Consider the following 22,795-nt stretch of genomic DNA (forward strand, 5'->3'; position numbering starts at 1 on the left):
TACAGCTCCCCCCTCCTATAGCTATATATATGAAGGGTTAGTCCGTAATATATTCAATTCAAATTTAACCGACATTTACTTTTGCTGAGTATTGATTTAGCTTTTCTGTACACAAGAGCATAACGATGGCGAAAAAAACGATCATCGCAGGAAAAATACCCAGCGTGAATTTCGAAGCTAATAAGCCGATAAAAGGCGGCATCAGCGTGGTGCCGGTATAAGCTGTTGCCATCTGAAAGCCCATAATCGACTGAGCATGTTTCTTCCCGAATCGTACAGGGGTTTCATGAAGCATACACGGAAAAATGGGGGCTAACCCTAAACCTATAATCATAAATCCTACAAGTGAAACTATAGTTGGAAGCGGCAATACTAACAGCACCGTACCGATTAAAGCAATGAGCTGGCCATATCGAATTAGCTGTTTATTACTCATTTTAAAAGTAATGAAACCCGTCACCATTCTACCAAAGGTAATCCCTAGATAAAAAAATGATACCCATGTTGCTGCAGTTGATGCAGGAATGTCTTTAATGTTTACAAGAAAGCTGCTCCCCCATAAGCCCATTCTCGTTTCGATGGCAGAATAAAATAAAAAGGTTAACATTGCTAGCTTTACCCCTCTTAATTTCCATGGTTTTGTGTTCTCTGCGGCATGCTCTAGCTCCGGATGGTTGAACTCAGGATCACTTTCAGCATTCGGGTGGTTATTGCTCCCAGCCACTCTATCCCATAAGGGCAGTGTAACGAATAGAATAATGACTAAGCTCAATTGTATGTAAGCAACCGTAAGATAACCTTGCCGCCATAGACCTTCTCCAGAGATAAAAGAGCCCATAATAATAGGACCCAGCGTGGCGCCCACTCCCCAGAAACAGTGTAACCAACTCATATGATGGGCTTTATAATGCGTAGCCACATAACTATTTAATCCGGCATCTACAGATCCCGCACCTAAACCAAGTGGAATTGCAGCAATAATTAACCAGACTAACGAAGGTGACCCTGCAAAACCAAGCAACGCTACAGCAGTCATGATACAGCTAATAAGAGTCACTTTCCCTGTACCAAAACGTTTAAGGATAACACCACTCATTAAACTGGACACAATTGTCCCTACTGCAATAACCATCGAAAGAATTCCAGCAGTACCTAATGAAGCATTTAAGTCCATTCTCATCACTGGCCATGCGGAGCCAAGCAATGAATCCGGCAAGCCTAAACTAATAAATGCTAAATAAATAATAATAAGAAAAAAAGTTGCCATAGTTATCTCCTTAATTGTTCTCATCTATTTGTTGTGAAACTAATAAGCCTAATCCAAGACTTTGTAATCCATTCAGATAATCACTTTTCAAGTTACTTACCGCTAACGCTGGAAGATGCTCCTTCGGAACGTATGTTGCACTCCGTTCATAGATTTGATTAAGCATGGCTGGAGCTAATTCATCCTCACAAAAAATAATATAATGCGGATTCAAAATAGAAGTCATAGTAGCCACTAATCGACTAATGGCATCCACACTATGAATCGATTGCATACTTTGTCCAACAGGATCACCAGTTAATGCCTCTATGAAATTTTTATGATCATACTGTGGCAAAAATTGAACTTCTCCTGAAAAAAACGTCTTTCCTCGCACGATTTCACCATTAACCGCGATCCCAGCCCCCGGACCATTTTTCCCTAAATACAGATACATTAGAGATATATTCTCTTTCAAATTTCGTTGCGTCATATAGCCGATTACAGCGGCATTCATATCATTTTCCACGATTGTCGGAATAGATAGTTGATCTTCTATGTGTCTTTTCAAATCTAAATTCTGATATTTCTCATAACCCGGAATCAGAAAAATCTGCCCATGATTCACCGCACCTGGAACTCCAATAGCCACAGAATGGATTTTAGGATTGGCCTTTTTTTCATCTTCAATAAGCATGACCAGTTTACTAACATCTTCCTCAAGAATACTGGGCAAACTCCCTTCTTTGATTACCTCGCCAATGCAATTATAGATGGTATAATTGGTTTCATTTTTTTCCAAAAAAACAGCCATCCCTAACCGATAATTCGGATTATAGGTGTATCTTATTGCCCTTCTTCCCCCACTTGACTCATCCAGACCGCTGACCGTTATTTCCCCTGCCTCTTCCATCTGCATTAGAAATTTACTTATCGTTGGGAAACTGTATTGCAATTTATGGCTTAACTCTGCCTTCGTTGCTTTTCCTAGTTCTAATAATGCTGTTCGAATACTTCGGATAATTTCAGATTTCATTTGCTGTGAAGGAAGTCGTTTCTCACTCGCCATGGCTCTCCCACCCTCTCACCTATAGTCATACTTACTTATTAAACGCGTTTAATAAGTAAGTATGACTATAGCAGCAATTAAACCTAACGACAAGTTAATTCTTGAATCAAGCTCCTTCAGTAGGTGCAAGAATGAAATAAGGAGGCGTATAGCCCCCCTTATTTCGTAGCATTTATCATCGTCAAAATCAAAGGCTTTGCAGGATTCGTTCCCACCTTCCAGGATGACTATCGTCTAAGTACACCGGCTGAAATCCTAATTTCAAATAAATACGGATGGCGGGCAATCTGAAATCATCGGTTTCTAAAGAGGCTGCCGCTCCACCTGATTCTCTTATTTTGTGCAAAACAGCAAGACTTACAGCATAACCGAGGCCTTTACCAGAATATTCCGGAAGCACTCCAACCATATGCAAGTACCAGCTCTTAGGGTCTCCACTGCCTAATTCCCAGGCCGTAGCTGTCGCTACAGGCTGATCCCCGCGGCAAATGAACAACAAGCGATCCGAATACAAGGGTACATGAGCACTGATTTTATCTACGAATTTAACTTCCCTTGTAAAAGAATGGCGGATAAGATCCTCCCAATTTCGCTCGTCCTCCGGCTGGAAGGACGTAAGCCGATACCCAGCGGGGCAATGAAAAGCAGGCAAGTCGGACAGTATATCTTTTTTCATTACAAGTTTGGAAAGCGCCTGTTCCACCGTCAAATTCTCACCTTCGATCTAAAATCAGGAAAAGCTATAACTTTCCCACCCATCTCTACAGATTCCATAGACAATGTAAACACAGAGCTCCAAGTAACGGCATCATATACGTCCACCGAAGGGGTTCGATCCTCCTGAATGGCAGAAATAAATTCTTCAAGCACCATAAAATCGCCTCCGCCATGTTTCGTCCCAGCGGCATATTCGCCCCATTTCATCCATGTCGGGTGATCATAGAGTGGTTGATAGCTGCTTAAAGGTTCCCACAATTCCTCTCCATCCTCTATATTTTTGGGCGAAAGATTCCTGAACCAGATCAAATCTTCTTCTTGCTGATGGCGGCCCGTAATATACGCCCCTTCAGTTCCTTGCAGCAAATAATGAGTTTTATTATGAGGTCGTACAGAGCTCCAATCTACACGCAGCTCAATCAGTACACCCTTTTCCGTTTGGATGACCGCAACCGCACTGTCGCCTTGCCGCCAGAAACCTTCACGCGCTGCCGGATGATCTTTTCCATAATGCTCTCCAAAATAATATTGTAAGGATCTTGATTTAGAAACAAAAGTCGAGATGCTTTTTAATCGATCTCCATCAGGCTTATTGAGATTAATCCATTGGGCAACTGGACCTATAGAATGCGTCGGATAATTGATCCCGTTATACTGCTGATGTAATTGCCCCCGCCAAGTCAGAGATCCATCCGGATGATGAGTCAAGTGACGTAAATCATGGATGTATCCGCCTTCCAGATAAGTAATTTCACCGAACATGCCTTGATCCGCCATATGTTTAATCGTCAGATTGGAGCGCGAGAAGCAGTAATTTTCAGACATCATATATTTAAGTCCAGTTTGTTCAACAGTTTCGATAAGCTCCCAAGCTTCCTCTAAAGATTGGATCGAAATCACTTCGCTTAGGACATGCTTACCCGCTTTTAAAGCATCAATAGATTGTCTGGCATGCAAATGCATGGGGCTTAAGATAAACACCGCATCAATTGCCGAATCTTTTAACATTTCATGATAATCCCGATACGTTCGGATGTCCGGAAATTTCTCTTTCCATTGATTAAGAACCCACTCATTCAAGTCACAAGTGGCGGTCAGATGTATCCGATCCGATAGAGAGTATAGTGCATTCATAAAACTGGCCCCGCGATTCCCGCCTACGATGGCTAATCTTACTGGCTGGCGATTCATTGCTGGTCCACCTGCTTTCTGTCCCTTTGAAGTCGATTGATGATTAGTTCCTGATCTCCCGCCTCCCCTTCAGCCTGCGGATATTTTTCATAATCAAAAATGCTGAGGGTAAATAATGAAGACCATTTACTTAATTGCTCGCTCGCCAGACTCACCATCTCTAACCGGATCTCATCTTCAAGCACAGTGAGAATTCGAGCAGCAGGAATATCCAGAATGGAGGCCGTTTGAATGAAATGCCAGTTTTCTTGTCTAACGATGGAATGTACATGATTATGGCCGTTAAAATAAAAACCCACACCTTGCCACTGCTTCAATATCGGCCAAATATCCAAGCTGGGATCCAGTGACATCATCGGTTCGGTTGATCTAGCCGTCGTATTATACAAGGGATGATGGCCAAAAACGAATAGTGGCTTATCTGTAGTCCGCTTCATTTGTGCTTCGAGCCAGGCTAACTGTTCATCATCAAGCGTTCCGCTCCAATCGTCACGATTTTCCCGTGCGGTATCCAGCAATATAATGATCGCATGGGTCTCTTCAATCACACTGTATCGCTGCTGCCGGGTGACGGAAAGGATTTCTTGCTTAGGATAAGTGTACGTATCATGATTGCCAAGAACATGTAGAAAACGCCTGGAATGCTTGCTGTCCTTAATCTTACCCATGATATAATTAAATTCGCTAAATTCTCCTGCATGCACCATATCTCCCACAGAAATATGATAATCGGCTGGGATGGACAAAAATAGATTCATAAATTGCTCGTAAAAAGCATCTCGTGCCTCTTTAATCAAAACCTTGTTGTTTAACAATTCGTCCGGATAATGTAAGTCTCCGATAATCGCCAGCCTCATAAATGCCTCCTCCTAACCTTTAATGCCAGAGCTCATAAAACTACCTATCACTTGCCGTTGGAACAATAAAAATCCAATCATTAAGGGTGCCGAGACAATCAGCGTAGCCGCGCAGACATCAGACCACTGTGCGCCTGATTCCGTGGCTTTTGCGAACATGGCCAATCCTACAGTTAACAAGCGATTTTCCTCTGAATTGGTTACAATTAACGGCCACAAGAAATCATTCCAATGAAAGCTGACCGACACGATGGCAAAGGACACATAAATCGGGCGTGACAGTGGGACATAGATTCTGGAAAGAATATGCAGCCGTGAGGCGCCTTCCACCCGGGCAGCTTCATCGAGCTCATAGGGTAATTGCTTAAAGGATTGTCTTAAGAGAAACACTCCAAAAGAGGAGGCAAAGTAAGGCAGCATAATCCCCAGCTTGGTATCCAGCAGACCCATTTCGTTCAACACCTGATAGTTGGAAAAGATAAGAACATCCGGAGGCACCATAATTTGCACCAAAAATAACAGGAATAGCAGCTCTTTTCCAAAGAAACGTACCCGTGCGAACGCATAAGCAGCCATTGTCATCGTAACGAGTTGCACAGCTAGCACAACACCGCACACCAGCAATGTATTCATTAAAAATCGTCCAAAAGGCGCTCCATTCCAGACATGAATCAAATTCTCGAACGTAAAGCCCCAAGACCAGCCCGAATCGATAGCGACGTCTTTGGGTAAAAAAGCCGTTCTGACCACCCATAGGAAGGGAATGATCCAGACCGCGGCAAAAGTAAATCCAACCACATGCCACAGTATCTGCTGGATTCGGCGCTTCGTTTTTTCTGAGTTCAACATGCGCTCCTCTTCTAAAGCTTTACGTGTATTCTGCCTTAATACTAAGGGCAGCTTTAATGGATTATCCTCCACGGATTCCACCTCCTATTCATAATGAATTTTCCGATCCCAGCCAAAAAACTGCAAAGAGGAAATCAGGAGCAGCAACACGATCATGACCACCGTCATCGATGCGGCCATTCCTTGATCGTAGAAATTAAAAGTGGACTCGTAGATATAATAAAGCAGCAGGTTGCTTGCATTGTTCGGGCCGCCTTTGGTCATAATCCAGAGATGGTCAACCAGCTTAAAGGAATTCGTTATCGCCACAACAGCCACGAACAATGTTGTTGGCATCGTGAGTGGAATTGTGATTCTACGAATGGAAGTGAACGTACTGACTCCGCTTACTGCAGCCGCTTCATATAAATCCTTAGGAATCTGCTGCATTCCTGCTAAATAAAAAATCATAAAATATCCGGCTTCTTTCCAAATCATCATGATGACTAATGCGCCCATCACCGTATTAGGTGTTCCCAACAAATTCACAGGCTGATCTGCGATCCAAGAAGCCAGTCTGGCGAAAAGCCCAAAATGAGGGGTATACAGAAACAACCAAATGTTCGCCACCGCGATCATTGGGATCATATTCGGATAGAAAAAAGAAAGACGTGCCAGTCCCCGCCCTTTTATCGCCTTGTCGGCAAACAGTGCCATCAAGAAAGCCAAAACTATTGAGGTTGGTACTGTACCAAGGGCGAACCATATATTGTTACTGAACACCTTCAAAAAAACAGGGTCATGCAATAGATTAGCGTAATTCTCAAATCCTACGAACAAAGGCTCAGGAGTTGCTAAGTTTTTCTCATAAAAGCTGAGCCAAAGCGATTTAAACATAGGGTAATAAGTAAACAAGCAAAGAAAAAGCAGCGAAGGTAACACAAGTCCCCAGCCGAATCCGTTTCGTCTAAGCCTCTCACTCCATCCGGCATTCATACCATTCAATCCTTCCCTGTTAAAGGTTTCTACGATTATTGAATAATGGAATGACGCCAGAACATGCTACCAAGGCTGTCCTGGCGTAACCCATACCTTAATAATTACTTATTGAAGGGAGCTAGTGCCTGATCTGCTTCTGCTTGCGCTTTTTTGAGCGCACCTGCGGCATCAATCTCTCCTGCCAATGCCGCTTGAATCTGATTCGTTATTGCCGTCGATACTTTACCATGATTATGAGTGGATAATTCCCGGAACGCATATTCCAGCTGGTCTCTTGCAACCAATGCTTGCGGGAAATCCGCCGTATATTTCTTCATTGCATCTGTATCATAAGCGGACTTTCTTACGCCAACATAACCGGATGAGCTGCTGAAGAGGGCCGCCTGTTCCGAAGCCGTCATGTATTTGGCGAATTCCCAAGCTGCAGCTTGTTTTTCAGGAGATGTGTCCTTGAAAATATACAGATTGCCGCCACCAGTGGGTGATCCAAATTGCTTTTGTGCAGGTGGGAACGCTACACCGAATTCGAATTTCGCATTATTTTTTACATTGGTCAAGTTGCCGCTTGTATGCATCATCATGGCTGTTTTACCTTGAATGAAATCCGTTGGAACCGTAGCCCAATCAATAACACCTTCCGGCATCGCCTTATATTTATGGGATAAATCCAACCAGAATTGCAATGCCTCCACATTCTCCGGTGTATCAAACATCGCTTTTTTGCCATCGGAAGACATTATGTTTTGCTTCGGATCAGAAGCATTTTGCCGAGCAAGCATTTGAAACATCCAATACGAATCATCATTGCCCGGAATTTCCAGCCCAACGTGACCGTCTTTGTTCAGCTTCTTAGCATAGGTTACAAGCTCATCCCATGTAGTGGGTGGCTTCTCTGGATCAAGTCCTGCGGCTTTGAACATTTCTTTGTTGTAATACATAACAATCGTACTTCGCTGAAAGGGCAGGCTATACGTTTTACCTTCAGACTGAGTATCCTCCACAAAGGCGGGATAAAAGTCTTCCATTTGAATGTCCTTGTCCTTCGCAATATAATCATCCAGCGGAACAATCGCATTCATATCGAGCATGCTGTATAGCTCTGTTGACATCATGACCGCGACATCCGGTGGCTGCTTGGCTTGTACACCCGCTTGGATTTTTACGGTATTATCTCCGTAATTGCCTGTATACACGGGATTAACTTTAATCTCTGGGTGCTGTTCCATGAATGTATTAGCCATCCCATCGATTACTTTAGTAAGAGGACCCCCCACATTAACCGGATAATAAAAGGTAATCTCCACCGGCTTAGTAGCTGGAGTCTCTGTGGATTCAGGAGTTGCTGCGATTGCTGTAGGCTGAGCGTTAATAGCTTTCGCTTTGGCTTCAACTGTACTGTTATTGGCTTGACCGCAGCCCGCTACTGCCAACATCGAAATGGATAATAACGTTAGAATGGTTTTGGATTGCTTTAGCATTTCTGTTAGCCCCTTTTTTCGCTTGGATTAGAATTAGAATGCATAATGGCGAAAGTTCACACTAATACGATTTGAGCCTACATCAAGAATATGAAGCTGGGCACCATCAGCGGTGGGCAATACAGCAATTCCTTGAGCTTCTGTACCACTAGGCAGATTGCGATCAAAGGCCACAGATACGTTTCCAGTCTCCGGATCAATCTGGTAAACCGTTTGGGTCGCGTTATCCGTAGAGGCATATAGAATACCGTTGTACACTTCGGCACCTTGAATTCGATCAATGCTTTGGGAAAGTGGAACGGTTGTAATTACATGCATATCGTCGAGGCTAAGGACATTCAAGACGCTTGCATTACTCCACTGAGCAGTATAAACCTGACCGCGAGCGGCATCCACCGCTACCCATGGTACACCGCCAATATGCAAATTCAGCGGCAAAGCATAGGATGTGCCTGTATATTTCAAAGTGTTCACATCATAAAGGGCGATGTAAGGATGCTGATAGTTTTTGCCGTCTTCAATAGGAGCGTATATTTTACCGTTATAGTAGGAAATATCACCAATATGGTCTCCACCTTGGGAGGCAATCTCCAGTGGAATAGCCAATTCATTCCGTGCTTTTACGGATTTTCCATCAAATCCAGTCCGTAAGAGCCCATACGAGGAATTAAAGATCCATGAATTCCCGTCTGTAGCCACCCCTTGTCCTCTTTCAAGAGCATCTAGTACCCAAAAGGTTTGCTTGGATACTTCATGCCATCCAGCAGTGATCATTGAAGCTGAAGTTGACTCTGCGCTGGACTCTACCTCGGTGTTTACTAGGTTATCCGGTCCGACAGGTGTGGCAGATGCTACTAAAGATAAAGAACTGGTCGTAAGTACCCCCGCGCAAATCAGACTGAATAATCTTTTTAATCTCATGTTTTCTCTCCTCCTAATAAGGTTGTAGTTCGGCATTTGTACGCCTTACTTCAACCTTATTATAGGAGCTGGCTGCAGCTCTCTAATTGAACAAAACACTTCATTTCTTGAATAAAACTCTCATTTACAAGAATAAAATTAATAAACCATATGATTAGGCTTGGAGGCGCTTTGATTCGCATACAGCTTTGGGGTTAGGCCGGTTTCTCGTTTGAACAATCTAGTAAAATGTCCTTGATCGGCGAAACCCACCTGAGACGCAATTTCCTTCAACCCAATTTTCCCGGAACGAATAAGAAATTTAGAACGTTCGATTCGCAGCCGGATTAAATAGTTATGGGGGGTATACCCTGTCTGTTGTTTAAAAATCCGAATAAAATGTGATTGGCTCATATTAGCCATGGTTGCGAGATCAGTCAGTTGAATCTCATCTTCCAGCCGCTCACGCATAAATTGAATGACCTGAAATATCTCTTGGTTGGCGGGCGTTTTACTGTTTGAGTGCTGGGGGATCACAGAAGAATAGTGTTGTAACAAATGAATAATTAACATATTCGATAAAGAGTCGCTGTATATTTTCCCTTTGGCACCGCCATTCTGCAATTCCTCCAGCATCCAAAGCCCTAATTGCAGCAGCTTGGAATCCTTGACATGAAATTTGCGGTCCAATTGGATATGGCCTTCCTTCAGATAACCTGATTCACGAGCAATCTCTTCGATGACCGCTGGTGTAATTTCAATTTTCAAAAAATAGAGCGAGGTTCTGCCCCAAGGACAAAGAAGGCTCTCATTACAAGGGGTAATATGAATGGTGTAATAGTTTTCGTAGTAGGCTGTGCAGTGAATCCCAATTAAATATTTTGACTCCGAGGATGGGGTGAAAGCTTGCTGCGGGCTATACCATTGTGAAACCTGAAGCTTATCCCAACCATAAGTATCGCTTGCAAGAACAGGCTGGGTAGTGATAAAGGACGATTCTTCCATTTCTCTCATATTCCATCCCCCTTTTCCCCTCAATATAACAAGCCTATATACGCTCCGCGTCAATGAGCTGTAAAAGCTATATTAATTTCCTCTCAGCTTCGAAAGGTGTATACTTCGAAACAGCAAAAAAGAGGGGTAGCCCCCTCTTAGTATTTTTGCATATTCCGTTTCTACTTATTGAAACTATCTATTCTTATTTCTCATCCAACCACAAAATCGCTGTAACGCCACGCGGATAATATTTACTGCCCGTGATCTCACCGGAAATAATCTGATCGCTCCAGCTCCAGATGGAAAGCTCCGGATGGGTAAGCCAAGCTACGTGAGCACGATCCGCTGCCGCTCCCCGTTCCTCCCATTCCAGTCCCAGAATGCTGCGGGCGATGAATTGGGAGAGATAGATTTTACTGAGCCAGCTATTATTGCTGGTTGAAGAGATTTTCCAGCCTCCGTCTTCGAATAAGCATACTCCCGGCTGTAACACCGCATGCAGATGCTTGTCGAGTGCGCCAATATAGGCGGCGAACCGTCCATTACGATCAAGAGCTTCTTTGCAGCCTGTAAAGTAAGGGAAGACAAGGCCTTCGATAGCCGGAATGATCTTGGAGTCATTGCCTTCTCCAATGACAGCCGGAATATACCCGTCTGCTGTAACACTTGCCACCATTGTTGCGGCGCATTTTTCAGCCTGATCCCCTGCTGTTTTGGACTGTTCCGCACGCCCATGCTCTGCAAATATTTTCTCCATAGCCAAGTAAGCAGCCCAGCATTTTCCTGCCAGATAAATATTGTTACGAGCCTGACCTAAAGACACATCCAGACTGTCATACGTAGTAATTTCGGCTCCGCCCATCGTACGTGAGCTATCAAGCCCCATGACACCATTTCTTTGTTCAGGATCTGGATGATCGCGATTTACCATGCTATCCAGGCATTTCTCCATAATACTCAGATTACGTTCCATCCAGCCGCGGTCGCCTGTATGCTCTGCATAAGTTGCTGCACTCAGCACCCAGTTAACCAATTGTTCATGTGTCATATGTGAGAAACAACCATCAATGCCATAGACCTCATAAGCAGAATATCCCGGACGTGAAACTACGTTGGCTACACCCATATCATGTGTGAAGCTAATTCCACCTGGATACTCTGTATCCTCACCCGGGAAACGCACCGTATCTTCGTAACTGAATCTTTCCACGAACATATCTAGTTCATTACGTACAGTCCAAGGATTCAAACGCAGCTCATAAAATAACTGATCGACGGTAAGATCAAAGGTATTCATCATCCGGTATTCGCCTTCGTTGACGATCCAAAATGGCTTATTCTTGTAGTCCAGCAATTGCGTGGAGCCATAATAACTACGAATCGCATGCGCTAACATAAAGGTTTGATCTGCGGATAGGTCATCATGAGTAAATCTATCGTTAGCTTGCTCCGCTTCTTGCTTAAGGATATCAAATCTAGCTAATGCATATTCAGCCACTGCCTCTATATTGTTGAAATAATGATTGTAGTAATAAGAAGCATCAATTCCTGAGGTGATATAACCTGAACGGTGAAAACAAATAGCAAAGCGGTAAATTTCTTTTACTCCGGCTGGAACATCCATGATCAAAGCGCCGACTCGTCCCAGTCCAAAGGTCCAATTCTCCTGCAGCTCCTCCGTTAGAATATCCTCCATCGTGAAATGCAGTGCGGACTTTGCAGTTCCTTTTTCCGCAGCAATCGCAATAAATCTTCCTTGGCCAACGCCTGTAATCTCCGATGATACATCATCCAGTCTTCTCATTCCGCTATACACATCTGTTCCCTGAAAACCAAAGAATGCACGGCGCGAGGTGGCGGATGAGGAGTTGTCCACTTCGAGTTCAACCAGCACTGCAGGCAGCAGCACATCCTTCATTTCTTCTATAGAGGCAGTTTCTGGATCCGGTACAGAACGAACGGGGGACAGAATCCGGAAGGTCAAATCACCCGCACTCCAGCTGTCTGTGGCTACATGAAAATCTCTGGAAATCTCATTCTCTTGAAAAGGGAACAGAATATTCTCCTTATCAGGATTAGGATCCGGATTCTCAATATCATAACGTTTGCTTTCGTCCTCACCCCCGATTTCATGAAATGGCAGTGTATCATATCCCTTCCCGTCAGCACGTTCTAATCCTATGAATATATTTTGTCTAGGTGGTTTTCCAATCTCCAGATCGAAACCTCCACTAGCTCCTTTGAATCCTAAAGTGAAACTCGCAAATGCACCAATCGGTGAATGATGGGCATTAAAAAATTGATTATGCGCCATAAATAATAACACTCCTTCCAGCATGGTCCCGGATACCTCCGGGCTATATCTCCATGTTATCGATCTTTCCGGAAGTACAACAGGGTTAAAGCCTTCTTTTATTTGGGCAAATCAAACATCGATAAAAACCTATGTTATAATGAAGCCAAACTTTACAGTAAAAGAGGATTGAAATGATCTCGAATGATCCCGCTTTTCATAATTCTATTGATGGCCAGATGTCTCCAGACATCCAAGCGGCTTTCCATATCTTCGCCGCGCATTGGAGAAAAGTAAATCCGGATTGGCAATATCCCGTACACACTCATCCTATGTTTGAGATTAACGTTGTACTGCAGGGTGAGCAACATATGACGGTCGGCAATAAATCTTTTATCCAGCAAAGCGGTGATATTTTGTTCATTCGTCCCGGTGTAGAACATAGCAGCCTCGGTTCGAATGCTAGTCGTGACATGACTTATTACTGCCTACATTTTGATATTGATGATCTGATTTTACGGCGAGCTTTATTAACAGCAGACGCTGTTAGTCTAAGTGGGAATACCCCGGAGCTGCGAGCCATTCGTTCCGCTCTAGATGTCATCATAAATTCTTCCATCCTGTCAGAGTCAAAGGACACACACAGAAATCGCCTGATTACATTGCATGCTTCGCTGCAACTTCTAACCGCGCTCAGCGGCTGGGTACTTTCGGAGATGCCCCTCCTGGCAGATACAGAAGCTACGGAAAATACCGTCGCCTTAGCTAACGCCATCGAAGGATTGCTGCAAGGATCTGTCTCCTCTGCTGCAAGCACAGGCGAAAGAGGCGGCGGTATTGAGCACATTGCGGCAAAACTCGGATACAGTACAACTCACTGCAATCGTGTTTTCCACCAAATTTATGGCATGTCGCCAAGACAATATTTATCCCGCTTGATCATTCGTCACGCCAAACTGCTGCTAATGGATAATAGTCTATCTGTCGAATCGGTTGCCCACCGGCTAGGATACCGGGATGTGTCCCATTTCAGCAAGCAATTCAAACGCTGGACAGGTCTCCCGCCAATGGGCTACCGCCGTTTAACCGCGAATCCAAATACACTTTAGTGATTGTTTTCCATACAAAAAAAAGGGATGTACCCCGCAGCCCACAAAGTGGTTACAGGATATATCCCTTTTTATGAATTAACCCTTCGTTGCACCAGACGCAATCCCCTTAACAAAATACTTCTGCAAGGCGATAAACACAATCAGCACAGGCACAACCGACATTGCTGTTCCTGCAAAAATCATATCCCAACGTGAGGAGAATTCTCCGATATAACGGTAAATTTCCACGACCATAGTTTTAGCCTGTCCTGAAGGCAATACCAGCATCGGCATCAGGAAATCATTCCAGATTCCAAGTCCGTTTAAGACCACCATACTGGCTGTGACGGGTCCTAGCAGCGGGAAAACAATTTTCCAAAATATCGCATAACGAGAACATCCGTCGATCTCTGCCGCTTCTTCAATTTCTCTAGGAATGCCTTTGACAAAGCTTGTATACAGCAGGCACCCAAAGCCCACCGCACCGGCTACATAAATTAGAATTGGACCGGCAAGGCTGCCGTATAACCCCAGCATTCTAAGCTCTTTAAACAGAGGAATCATATACGCCTGAAAAGGGATCATCATTCCTGCTAAAAAGTAAACGAACATGAACCGGGTCCATCTGGCATTTCTGCGTTCAATTGCGTAGCCCGCCATCGGAATAATCAAGACCTGTGCCGCAATAGAAAATGCTGTCAAAATCAGACTATTCAGAATAGCCCGTGGAAACTCTGTTTCGGTTAACAGATATTTAAAGCTGTCCAGATAAAGGGTTTTCGGAAAAGCAATGGCATCCTTCATAATCTCTGCATTACTCTTGAAGGCTGACATCAAATTAAAGAAAATAGGAAAGAAAAAGATAATAGCCACTAATAATGTAACAATGAAAAGTGCGATTTGCCCAACTCTTTTGCGTGTCTGCATCGTCATCTTAGAGCTGCACCTCCCGCTTCTGGAGAACCTTCACTTGGAAGACTGTAATGATAAGTATGATTAAGAACAAGACCATCGCCAGCGCAGTACCAAAACCTTGTCTTAATTCACCAAACCCAACCTTATAAATAATATAAGTTAATGTCTCCGTCTCAAAGCCCGGACCACCATCCGTCATGACGGCAATCTGATCAAAAATCTTCAAGGCGCTGATCATCGATAATACCATACATACAGTCATTGACCCCGCAAGCAGCGGAAAGGTAATATGCCGGAACTGTTGCCAGCCCCCTGCTCCATCAATACTGGCCGCCTCATTCAATTCCTGCGGAATACCTTGCAATCCAGCGAGATAAATGATCATATAATACCCCGCGCCTTTCCAAACGGTAGACAAAATAATCGACAGCATCGCATATTTAGGATTGCCCAACCAATCCACAATCCAGGTTCCAAGCCCAACAGACTCCAGAATCTGATTAAATACACCAAAGTTGTAATTCAGGATCATCGCCCAGACGAAACCCATTACGATCCCACTAAGCAACGTAGGGAAATAAAATACACTTCTGAATAAATTCCGGAACCAGCGTACCTTATCGACCATCATAGCCATTGCAATTGCTGCAATATTCTCTAGAACAACAAGTGAAATAGTCATGATCATCGTATTTTTCAGTGCGTTATGCACCCTTGGACTATTCCAAATTTCCACAAAGTTAGCGAAGCCGATATACCTTACGTTGTCGCTAATGCCATCCCATGAGGTGAAGCTTAAATAGACACTGCCTACCGTAGGGACGATAACGAACAAGGTGTACAAAATAAATGATGGTAATATGAACAGCAGAGCGTAGGACTGCCATTTTTTCTTTTTCTTTTTGTGCTGCACAGTGCCTATCAATGACTTGTCAGCATTTACTGCGGATGTAGCCATGGCTACTCTCCCTCCCTTAAAGACCGCGCTTGTTAAAAAGAGAACCTCTGCAGCAGCAGAGGTTGCTCGATCAGGCGCTGCTCTTACATCTGATTAGCTTTCACTTGGTTGTCATACTCTGTATCCGCATCTTTCATGTACTTCGCTACATCTCCATCTTTTACCACGAGATCCTGCAACAGCTTGTAGTACCAGTTACGGAATTGTGGAGGGATTAGATTGTCTCCCCACCAGTTATTGATCGCCAACGATTTCACTACATTCGGGTCAGCAATAAGATCCAAAGCCACCTGCATTTGTTCACTTGTGTCATAGGTTACTTTCTCTTTTGTTGAAGGAATCGCATTTATCGTTGCTAAATAGTTCGAATACTGTTCTGGGGCGAAGAAGAAACGGATAAAGTCTTTGATGGCTTCTGTTTTGTCTGCATCCTTAGCGGCTTCAGCCGATAAAGACCAGCCTGCAGGTGACGGAAGACCTATGACATTGATTTTCCCTTCACGGTCAGGAAGAGCATAGAAGCCAAATTCAAAGTTCGGGTCTGCTTCAGCGATTTGTGTAAACATCCACGTACCGGAGTACAATTGTGCTGCTTTGCCAGAAACAAGAATCGAAGCGGTCTGATTGTCGCCCGTGCTGAGCCAACCTTTATCGACATAATTCTCGAACAATTCTTTGAAGTCCGTTATGCCTTGAACTACATTAGCATCAGTGAAGCTGACCGTTTTAGCGGTACGTTTGGAGTTCCAATCTGCATCTTTCGAGTAGACCTCATCAATCAGGAATTTGTTAACCCAAAAGCCCATATGGAAAATATCTTTTCCGCCTACTACAATCGGAGTAATGCCCGATGTTTTCAATTTTTCTTGGATGGCGATGAATTCGTCATAGGTTTTTGGAAGCTCGGTGATCCCTGCATCCGCATAGGCTTTTTTGCTGTAGATAATCCCTTGGGGAGCGTTCACTTGCAGCGGTGCGTTCCACACCTTACCATCCACTTGTGGAGGGGCTTCGAACAAATCTAGCAGATCGGAAGGCAGCTCTACAATCTTACCCGCATCGGCAAAAACTTCTGTATCCCGCATTTCCACCAGGTCCGGGAATTCACCCACAGCATCCTTGGTTTTCAGCCAGTCAAGATAGGCAGCGGATGAAGTTTCGCTCAAATCTTTAATAGTGACATTCGGATTAGCTGCAGTAAACTTTTTGACCGTATCTGAGATAGCTTTTTTGGTGGCCGGATCTCCGGAGGCGTAACCTATCGTAAAGCTAACCTCTTTTTTGGTCTCTTGCGGTGTATTTGAAGGCGTCTCGGATGCTGGCGTATTAGTTGCCTTACTTCCTGCATTATTATTATTTCCACCGCAAGCAGTCAAAACTGTTGTTGTGGCAAGTAACAATACGGATAGTTTCATCATTGTTTTTTTGTACATATCATAATAGCCTCCCCTTTTAGTGAACCGTGGAAACTGAAGCAAGATGTGCGCATCATCTCTCGAAAGCGTTTCCGTTGCTAATAGAATAGCATTCCTTATAAATAGTTAGAATGAACTTTTTTAAGCGGGATATGCGGTGAATTTAAGAATAAGTAAAAAAAGAACGAAAGACCGCAGTCTTCCGTTCATCGTCTATCCTTTACGCATTCTCCGAATCCGAGATTTTATACGGATCCACTACAATCGGAAGCAACAATAGAATTGATGTCCCAATATGCTCCCGGCTGCTGATAGATACCCCGTATTCTGCACCGTACACTGTACGAATTCGTTCATGTACATTTTTTAGTCCAACATTTTTGCTAGGCGAACTAGGCTCTTCCAAGGTTTCAGCCAACTGCTGTACCTTTTCCTTGCTCATACCGATTCCATCATCATAGATCGTAACCAACAGCATTTCATCTTTCTTTTCGATCGTCAATCCAACTGTCCCTCTGCCTTGACTGCGCAAGCCATGCTGGATAGCATTTTCAACTATCGGCTGAAGTGACAATTTCAGAATGTACCAGTTCAGATCCACTTCGGGTGAGAGATCGACTACAAGCTCAAACTTATTCTCATACCGCACAGAGATAATATAGAAATAATCCCGTAGATGCTCCAGCTCCTGTCGTATGCTTACCCTATCCTCTCCATAGTCGATTACATATTTCAACTGGTTAGAGAGTGATAAAATCATATCTGCGACCTCATCATTATCTTTATCCACCGCATTCATTCGAATGACTTCCAGGGTGTTGTATAAATAATGCGGACGAATCTGACTCTTCAGAGCATTTAACTCCGTTTGCTTCTGCTTGATCTGGGCAACGTAAGCTTCATCGATATAGGCTTGTAAACGCTCGACCATTCGGTTAAAACCATGGCTAAGTCTACCCATTTCATCATTGCTGTTCACGACCATCTGGGTATCCAAATTACCGGATTCTACGATAGCCATTTGCTTAATTAAGTTCCGAATCGGAGCAGCCAGCCGCCTAGAGAACCAGACACCCATGATGATCATTGCAATCGCACAAATAAACATCGCTATAAACACCGTCGTACGGGCTGAAAAAAGCTGATCGAATAAATTCGCTCGATGAATTCTGGCAGTCACCGTGCCTTTAAGAAAAGGAATCTCTTCACTGAGAACGATCATCTCCTCGTCCTTTTTAGCCCGAAAAGCCTCTCCATTCGCCGACCTTGTCTCATTCGTGAAATATACATTTCCGTCGCCATCCAGCAGAAATAATTCATCCTGTCCCCCCAGATTTAATTCTCTGAAGAACTGATTAAATAACGAAACATCCACATCCATAAACAAGGTCCCTACTATCTTGGGATCTTTGGTGACACGCCCGGAAATATCAATTAAAGTACGGCCGATGGTGAACACACTGCGCTTTGAACCTGTATAATATTCTTCGGAATGGGTAGGGAAAATTGCCACTTGTGAAGGATTTGGAGCCATTTTAGTTAACCACTCTTGATAAGGCAGCAAATCAAAATTGACCCCTCTGTTTTCTTTTTCCTGATAGTAGAGCTTATCGTCTGACTCCCTATGAAAATAAACACTGGTGATGTAGGAATCACTGTAGAGAACTGTTTTTAGAAAGGTTTCAATAGGAATCGTATTGATCTGCTCCAGCTCATTTACATTATAGGTTTGATTCTGCGAATAACTCTCGATAAAACCTTCATATCGTCCCGTATACATCAGCTTAGAGACCTCATTGTACTGATTAAAGGCTGAATTCAGGTTATAGCTCATATATAGCACCATTTGCTGCAAATTGCTTGTTGTGTAACGCTCGACATATCCGGAAAACGTCTGCACAGAAATGTAGCTAAGTGCAAAAAGCGGAATTAGGCCGACTAATAAAAAGGAAGCGGAGAATTTAACAAATATACTTTTGGATCTTCGGCCCCAGATAAACATGAATGAAGGCATCCCCTTTGCTATCCATCTGACTATTGGCTTTTGAAGGATTGCTTATATTCTTGTGGCAGCTTGCCATATTTCTTCTTAAACATATCGCTAAAATGCCGGGCATTGTTGTAGCCTACACTATCAGCAATCTCATAAACCATCATATCGCTTTGCAGCAATAAACGAAGGGCATGATTCATCCTCACCTCAGTGACATAATTCTTAAAGTTCTGTCCGGTATGTTTTTTGAAAAAGCTGCTGAAATAATAGGAATTCATAAACATCATCCCTGCCATAGATTCCAGTGTAATATTTTCTGGATAATGCTCCTCAATATAAGTCTTCACCTGGGAAAGCTGCTTCAGTTCCTTACTGCCCATGCGACTGCCAATTTGCCCGGACATTTTGTTCAAAAGCACACGGAAATCTTCCTCCACCTCTTGGAAGGTAGAATAATTAGCCAATCGTTCAAGAATCGGATTTGTATCCTGAAGTGATGGACCTGCCTCCACACCGAATTGAATAAGCTCCTGTTCAAGCTGCAAGAATGTATTGTATACGGTAGAAACGGCTTGGTTTCTATTCCCGCCTGCCGTCTGCCGGATCGTCTGAAATAATCGCAGGCACTCTTGCTCAATTTGTTCTTTGTGTTGTGATTTCATGGCAATCCCAAGGGCGGACTGGATTTCATGCAGCGGAGCTTGAATCAATGATTCACTCTCATACCTGCTCTCTTTAACAGGAATCACACGATTAGGCCCTGTAAAATATTTATAATTTAGCGCTTTCAAAGCTTGGCGATAAGATTCATCAGCATCATCCATACCGTCAACAGGATTGCCTACCCCAAGGGTCACCTTTAATTTCAGAAAACTTGTAATTTTGTCATGGAGGTCTAAGGCAATTCTCGCTGGTTCCTCAGCATATTCATGCTGGAGCAGGATACAAAAACGTTCCCCTTTACGGAACATATAGCTATTATCGCTTTGCTCCACGGTTTCTTTAATAATGTTAGACAGTGCAAAATCAATTAGCTTACGTTCGCGTTCTTCCCATCTGGAAGGCTGCCCCGACGACTCGTCCGTCTCTACCAAACAAATACTGACGTAGCGACTTAACGCTATAATTCCCATATCAAGCAAGGTGTCTGCTGTTCCCTTATTGCCGTCCGTCAGCTTGTCGAGCAATTCTTCGATCGTTAATCTGCGGTTTCTCTGTTCATAATGGTTCAGCTTCTCTTTGTTGCGCTCGCCTTCTGTTTCTTGACGAATAAGGGAAACGGCTTTGCTCACAACCTGTTCCAGCTGATTTTTGTTCACGGGCTTCACCAAATAATCCAGCGCACCATATTGCAGTGCTTGACGGGCATACGTAAACTCCTGATAAGCGCTTATAAAAATAACCTTCACCGCTCTGCCAGCTTCATGAATTTCGCGGATGATATCAATCCCTGTATATCCTGGCATGCTTATATCACTAATAATCAGATCAGGATCACAATCCTCGATCTGTTGTTTCAGCTCAATTCCATCACTGGCCTCTCCAACAATGGTGAGTCCAAGCTTCTCCCATGAAATCAGTTTTTTTAGGCCTCGCAAAATCACCGGTTCATCATCTGCGAGCAGTACCCGAATACTCTTCATTATGCAGTCCTCCTACCTTAGAGAAATCATCCCACAGCTGTCCAATCATCTTAATCTTATGATAACAGACAAACAATCTTTGGTGCAGCTTCAAGCGGATGAACTTTCTTAAGAAGAAACCGCAGTTTCTTAAGAATATTATATCTACGCTTGTTACTACTCACCTGTTATTTTTATCTAAAGTTCAATGAAACAAACTATCCTCAACTTTAATATTGTTGAAATAGAATCAAAAAATCAATATAATTTGTTAATGTAAGAGCGCTGGGAGGACAGGCCATGAACAAAGAAGATCAGGTCATGATGGGTTTCAGGGACGTATATAACAAGATGGTTTGGCTTAATAAGGATAAGATGGAAGACAGTCTTAAGGGTTATAAACCTTCTGAAGTACATTGCATCGAATACATTGAAAAAAATGCAGATTCCAACGTCACAAAACTTGCAGAGTCCTTTTATATGACTCGCGGTGCCATAAGTAAATTAACTAAGAAGCTCATCCAAAAGGGCCTCATCGAAAGCTACCAAAAATCGGATAACAAAAAAGAAATCTATTTTAGGCTTACTGAGCAAGGGAAAGTAATTTATAAAATCCATGAGGACCTGCACAAAGAGTTCCAAGAGCGGGATAAAGCCGTATTTGAGCAGGTAACTGAGGAGCAATTTGACAGTATGCTTAGCTTCGTAGAAAAGTATAGTAGGCATTTGGATGCAGAAATAAAGAAACAGGGTATAGATTTTAATCCGAATAAATTCGAATAATGAAAATGAAACTCCATGCAGCCGGGCTCTTATGAGAAAGGCTGCATTTTTATGGTCATGATTTTGTTGACACGGAAACAAAATAGTGATAAAAATGGTGATGTACCAGATTTGTTTCCAAGGAATCAAAACATCAACTTTTGAGGAGAGAATTTAATGCTCAAATTCAGATCACATAATGAACAGAACACAGAGCAAACCGTAGATAAACACGCTCTAATCTTCGGTTTGATCTCTGTGTTTCTGTGCGGAATAGGCTTCAGTATCATCATGCCCGTTGTCCCATTTTTAGTGCAGCCTTATATAAGCAATCCGGGAGAACAGGCTATAGTTGTCACGCTGCTGACGTCTGTTTATGCAGTCTGCGTATTTTTTGCAGCCCCTGCACTTGGAGCTTTGAGTGACAAATACGGGCGTCGTCCATTACTTTTGGTATGCCTTTTGGGTTCCGCGATTGGATACTTAGTTTTTGGGATAGGAGGAGCGTTATGGGTACTTTTTGTTGGACGTATAATAGAAGGTATAACTGGCGGAAGCATAGGTACTATCTTCGCCTATTTTGCTGACATCATTCCTCCAGAACAGAGAACCAAATACTTTGGCTGGGTGAGTGCGGTTGTAGGAGTAGGCACCGTCATTGGTCCAACGCTAGGCGGTTTACTTGCCAAGTTTGGTTATTCTGTACCTATGTATTTCGGAGCAATAATAACCTTATTAAATGTTGTTTACGGATTCTTTTTTATGCCTGAGAGCCTTGACAAGAACAATAGACTAAAAGAAATTACCTTGGTAAGACTGAATCCATTTACACAGCTTGCAAGCATATTGTCCATAAAAAACTTAAAAAGGCTACTGGTCTCAGCATTCTTACTTTGGATACCCAACGGATCTTTACAGGCTGTTTTTTCACAATTCACAATGGATACTTTCAGCTGGAAGCCTGCACTAATCGGACTGATGTTTTCAATTATGGGCTTCCAAGACATCATTTCACAGGGTTTCATCATGCCTAAGCTTTTGCTGAAATTTAGGGATAAACAGATCGCAATTCTTGGAATGGTTTCAGAGATTATAGGCTACAGTCTTATTGCACTATCTGCTTTGTTCTCATACTATCCGCTTTTTATCGCTGGAATGTTTATATTTGGTTTTGGGGATTCGATCTTTGGGCCTTCATTCAATGGGATGCTTTCCAAGTCTGTCGATTCTAGTGAACAAGGGAGGATTCAAGGCGGTAGCCAATCTATTCAGGCTTTAGCAAGAATGATCGGGCCTGTCATTGGAGGTCAAATATATGTATCACTTGGCCATGCTGCACCCGCTTTTATGGGGATGATCCTGATAGCTGCGGCAATATCCGTTTTGTATAAGGATACGCATGTAAATATGTAATCTTGCAATCTCATGTTACAATACAACCTGAACTTATATTTTTAGAAGGCGG

At 43.2% G+C, this 22,795-nt stretch carries 19 protein-coding genes; 3 read left to right on the forward strand and 16 right to left on the reverse strand.

Going from position 1 to position 22,795, the window contains the following annotated elements:
• Positions 1-64: 64 nt before the first annotated feature.
• The 11 genes from MHH89_RS09290 to MHH89_RS09340 form a co-directional block, all read right to left on the reverse strand.
• On the reverse strand, positions 65-1,267 hold the full coding sequence (locus MHH89_RS09290; protein ID WP_341086915.1) for an MFS transporter: 1,203 nt from the start codon (positions 1,265-1,267) through the stop codon (positions 65-67).
• 10 nt (positions 1,268-1,277) lie between these two features.
• The gene (locus MHH89_RS09295) at positions 1,278-2,315 is read right to left on the reverse strand and encodes an ROK family transcriptional regulator (RefSeq protein WP_076309735.1); all 1,038 of its coding nucleotides are present in this window, start codon (positions 2,313-2,315) and stop codon (positions 1,278-1,280) included.
• 187 nt (positions 2,316-2,502) lie between these two features.
• On the reverse strand, positions 2,503-3,018 hold the full coding sequence (locus MHH89_RS09300) for a GNAT family N-acetyltransferase (RefSeq protein WP_341088802.1): 516 nt from the start codon (positions 3,016-3,018) through the stop codon (positions 2,503-2,505).
• Positions 3,019-3,020: 2 nt separating this feature from the next.
• Positions 3,021-4,223, reverse strand: a complete 1,203-nt coding sequence (locus MHH89_RS09305) for a Gfo/Idh/MocA family protein (RefSeq protein WP_341086917.1) — start codon at positions 4,221-4,223, stop codon at positions 3,021-3,023.
• Entirely contained in the window at positions 4,220-5,080 is an 861-nt protein-coding gene (locus MHH89_RS09310; protein WP_076217815.1) for a metallophosphoesterase family protein, read from the reverse strand. The genes MHH89_RS09305 and MHH89_RS09310 overlap by 4 nt, the downstream gene beginning before the upstream one ends.
• A 12-nt stretch (positions 5,081-5,092) precedes the next feature.
• Complete coding sequence (locus MHH89_RS09315) at positions 5,093-5,929, reverse strand: carbohydrate ABC transporter permease (RefSeq protein WP_081390506.1); 837 nt, start codon at positions 5,927-5,929, stop codon at positions 5,093-5,095.
• Positions 5,930-6,013: 84 nt separating this feature from the next.
• Complete coding sequence (locus MHH89_RS09320; RefSeq protein WP_076309732.1) at positions 6,014-6,904, reverse strand: carbohydrate ABC transporter permease; 891 nt, start codon at positions 6,902-6,904, stop codon at positions 6,014-6,016.
• Positions 6,905-7,008: 104 nt separating this feature from the next.
• Entirely contained in the window at positions 7,009-8,385 is a 1,377-nt protein-coding gene (locus MHH89_RS09325; protein WP_076280106.1) for an ABC transporter substrate-binding protein, read from the reverse strand.
• A 33-nt stretch (positions 8,386-8,418) separates the two neighbouring features.
• The gene (locus MHH89_RS09330) at positions 8,419-9,306 is read right to left on the reverse strand and encodes a DUF6923 family protein (protein ID WP_341086922.1); all 888 of its coding nucleotides are present in this window, start codon (positions 9,304-9,306) and stop codon (positions 8,419-8,421) included.
• A gap of 138 nt (positions 9,307-9,444) precedes the next feature.
• Positions 9,445-10,299, reverse strand: a complete 855-nt coding sequence (locus MHH89_RS09335; protein WP_081387288.1) for an AraC family transcriptional regulator — start codon at positions 10,297-10,299, stop codon at positions 9,445-9,447.
• 184 nt (positions 10,300-10,483) lie between these two features.
• Positions 10,484-12,595 (reverse strand): glycoside hydrolase family 52 protein, encoded by a 2,112-nt coding sequence (locus tag MHH89_RS09340; protein ID WP_076129861.1) that lies wholly within the window; start codon positions 12,593-12,595, stop codon positions 10,484-10,486.
• 173 nt (positions 12,596-12,768) lie between these two features.
• On the opposite strand from MHH89_RS09340, the gene MHH89_RS09345 reads away from it, so the two are divergent.
• Positions 12,769-13,683, forward strand: coding sequence for a helix-turn-helix domain-containing protein (locus MHH89_RS09345; RefSeq protein WP_076129835.1), 915 nt, complete (start codon positions 12,769-12,771; stop codon positions 13,681-13,683).
• Positions 13,684-13,761: 78 nt separating this feature from the next.
• Here MHH89_RS09345 and MHH89_RS09350 read toward each other — a convergent pair whose 3' ends face one another.
• The 5 genes from MHH89_RS09350 to MHH89_RS09370 form a co-directional block, all read right to left on the reverse strand.
• Positions 13,762-14,598, reverse strand: coding sequence for a carbohydrate ABC transporter permease (locus MHH89_RS09350; RefSeq protein WP_175619013.1), 837 nt, complete (start codon positions 14,596-14,598; stop codon positions 13,762-13,764).
• Position 14,599: 1 nt separating this feature from the next.
• Positions 14,600-15,538, reverse strand: a complete 939-nt coding sequence (locus tag MHH89_RS09355; protein WP_076129834.1) for a carbohydrate ABC transporter permease — start codon at positions 15,536-15,538, stop codon at positions 14,600-14,602.
• An 83-nt stretch (positions 15,539-15,621) separates the two neighbouring features.
• Positions 15,622-16,971 carry an ABC transporter substrate-binding protein gene (locus MHH89_RS09360; protein ID WP_341086924.1) on the reverse strand — a complete coding sequence of 450 codons (1,350 nt, stop codon included), beginning with the start codon at positions 16,969-16,971 and terminating at the stop codon, positions 15,622-15,624.
• Positions 16,972-17,173: 202 nt separating this feature from the next.
• Positions 17,174-18,955, reverse strand: coding sequence for a cache domain-containing sensor histidine kinase (locus MHH89_RS09365; protein WP_341086927.1), 1,782 nt, complete (start codon positions 18,953-18,955; stop codon positions 17,174-17,176).
• A 32-nt stretch (positions 18,956-18,987) separates the two neighbouring features.
• Positions 18,988-20,589 carry a response regulator gene (locus tag MHH89_RS09370; RefSeq protein ID WP_341086930.1) on the reverse strand — a complete coding sequence of 534 codons (1,602 nt, stop codon included), beginning with the start codon at positions 20,587-20,589 and terminating at the stop codon, positions 18,988-18,990.
• A gap of 279 nt (positions 20,590-20,868) precedes the next feature.
• Between MHH89_RS09370 and MHH89_RS09375 the strand changes: the two genes are divergently transcribed.
• Positions 20,869-21,351 carry a MarR family transcriptional regulator gene (locus tag MHH89_RS09375; RefSeq protein WP_076182515.1) on the forward strand — a complete coding sequence of 161 codons (483 nt, stop codon included), beginning with the start codon at positions 20,869-20,871 and terminating at the stop codon, positions 21,349-21,351.
• Positions 21,352-21,507: 156 nt separating this feature from the next.
• Entirely contained in the window at positions 21,508-22,743 is a 1,236-nt protein-coding gene (locus MHH89_RS09380) for an MFS transporter (protein ID WP_341003059.1), read from the forward strand.
• Positions 22,744-22,795: the final 52 nt, after the last annotated feature.

The organism is Paenibacillus sp. FSL H7-0323 (assembly GCF_038002725.1).
GTDB lineage: Bacteria > Bacillota > Bacilli > Paenibacillales > Paenibacillaceae > Paenibacillus_AQ > Paenibacillus_AQ odorifer.

What these genes read in the sequence shown, in the direction of transcription:
- MHH89_RS09290 (WP_341086915.1), bottom strand. Translation starts at nt 1,267, where the DNA reads ATGGCAACTTTTTTTCTTATTATTATTTATTTAGCATTTATTAGTTTA.
- MHH89_RS09295 (WP_076309735.1), bottom strand. Translation starts at nt 2,315, where the DNA reads ATGGCGAGTGAGAAACGACTTCCTTCACAGCAAATGAAATCTGAAATT.
- MHH89_RS09305 (WP_341086917.1), bottom strand. Translation starts at nt 4,223, where the DNA reads ATGAATCGCCAGCCAGTAAGATTAGCCATCGTAGGCGGGAATCGCGGG.
- MHH89_RS09310 (WP_076217815.1), bottom strand. Translation starts at nt 5,080, where the DNA reads ATGAGGCTGGCGATTATCGGAGACTTACATTATCCGGACGAATTGTTA.
- MHH89_RS09315 (WP_081390506.1), bottom strand. Translation starts at nt 5,929, where the DNA reads ATGTTGAACTCAGAAAAAACGAAGCGCCGAATCCAGCAGATACTGTGG.
- MHH89_RS09320 (WP_076309732.1), bottom strand. Translation starts at nt 6,904, where the DNA reads ATGAATGCCGGATGGAGTGAGAGGCTTAGACGAAACGGATTCGGCTGG.
- MHH89_RS09325 (WP_076280106.1), bottom strand. Translation starts at nt 8,385, where the DNA reads ATGCTAAAGCAATCCAAAACCATTCTAACGTTATTATCCATTTCGATG.
- MHH89_RS09330 (WP_341086922.1), bottom strand. Translation starts at nt 9,306, where the DNA reads ATGAGATTAAAAAGATTATTCAGTCTGATTTGCGCGGGGGTACTTACG.
- MHH89_RS09335 (WP_081387288.1), bottom strand. Translation starts at nt 10,299, where the DNA reads ATGAGAGAAATGGAAGAATCGTCCTTTATCACTACCCAGCCTGTTCTT.
- MHH89_RS09340 (WP_076129861.1), bottom strand. Translation starts at nt 12,595, where the DNA reads ATGGCGCATAATCAATTTTTTAATGCCCATCATTCACCGATTGGTGCA.
- MHH89_RS09345 (WP_076129835.1), top strand. Translation starts at nt 12,769, where the DNA reads ATGATCTCGAATGATCCCGCTTTTCATAATTCTATTGATGGCCAGATG.
- MHH89_RS09350 (WP_175619013.1), bottom strand. Translation starts at nt 14,598, where the DNA reads ATGACGATGCAGACACGCAAAAGAGTTGGGCAAATCGCACTTTTCATT.
- MHH89_RS09355 (WP_076129834.1), bottom strand. Translation starts at nt 15,538, where the DNA reads ATGGCTACATCCGCAGTAAATGCTGACAAGTCATTGATAGGCACTGTG.
- MHH89_RS09360 (WP_341086924.1), bottom strand. Translation starts at nt 16,971, where the DNA reads ATGTACAAAAAAACAATGATGAAACTATCCGTATTGTTACTTGCCACA.
- MHH89_RS09365 (WP_341086927.1), bottom strand. Translation starts at nt 18,955, where the DNA reads ATGTTTATCTGGGGCCGAAGATCCAAAAGTATATTTGTTAAATTCTCC.
- MHH89_RS09370 (WP_341086930.1), bottom strand. Translation starts at nt 20,589, where the DNA reads ATGAAGAGTATTCGGGTACTGCTCGCAGATGATGAACCGGTGATTTTG.
- MHH89_RS09375 (WP_076182515.1), top strand. Translation starts at nt 20,869, where the DNA reads ATGAACAAAGAAGATCAGGTCATGATGGGTTTCAGGGACGTATATAAC.
- MHH89_RS09380 (WP_341003059.1), top strand. Translation starts at nt 21,508, where the DNA reads ATGCTCAAATTCAGATCACATAATGAACAGAACACAGAGCAAACCGTA.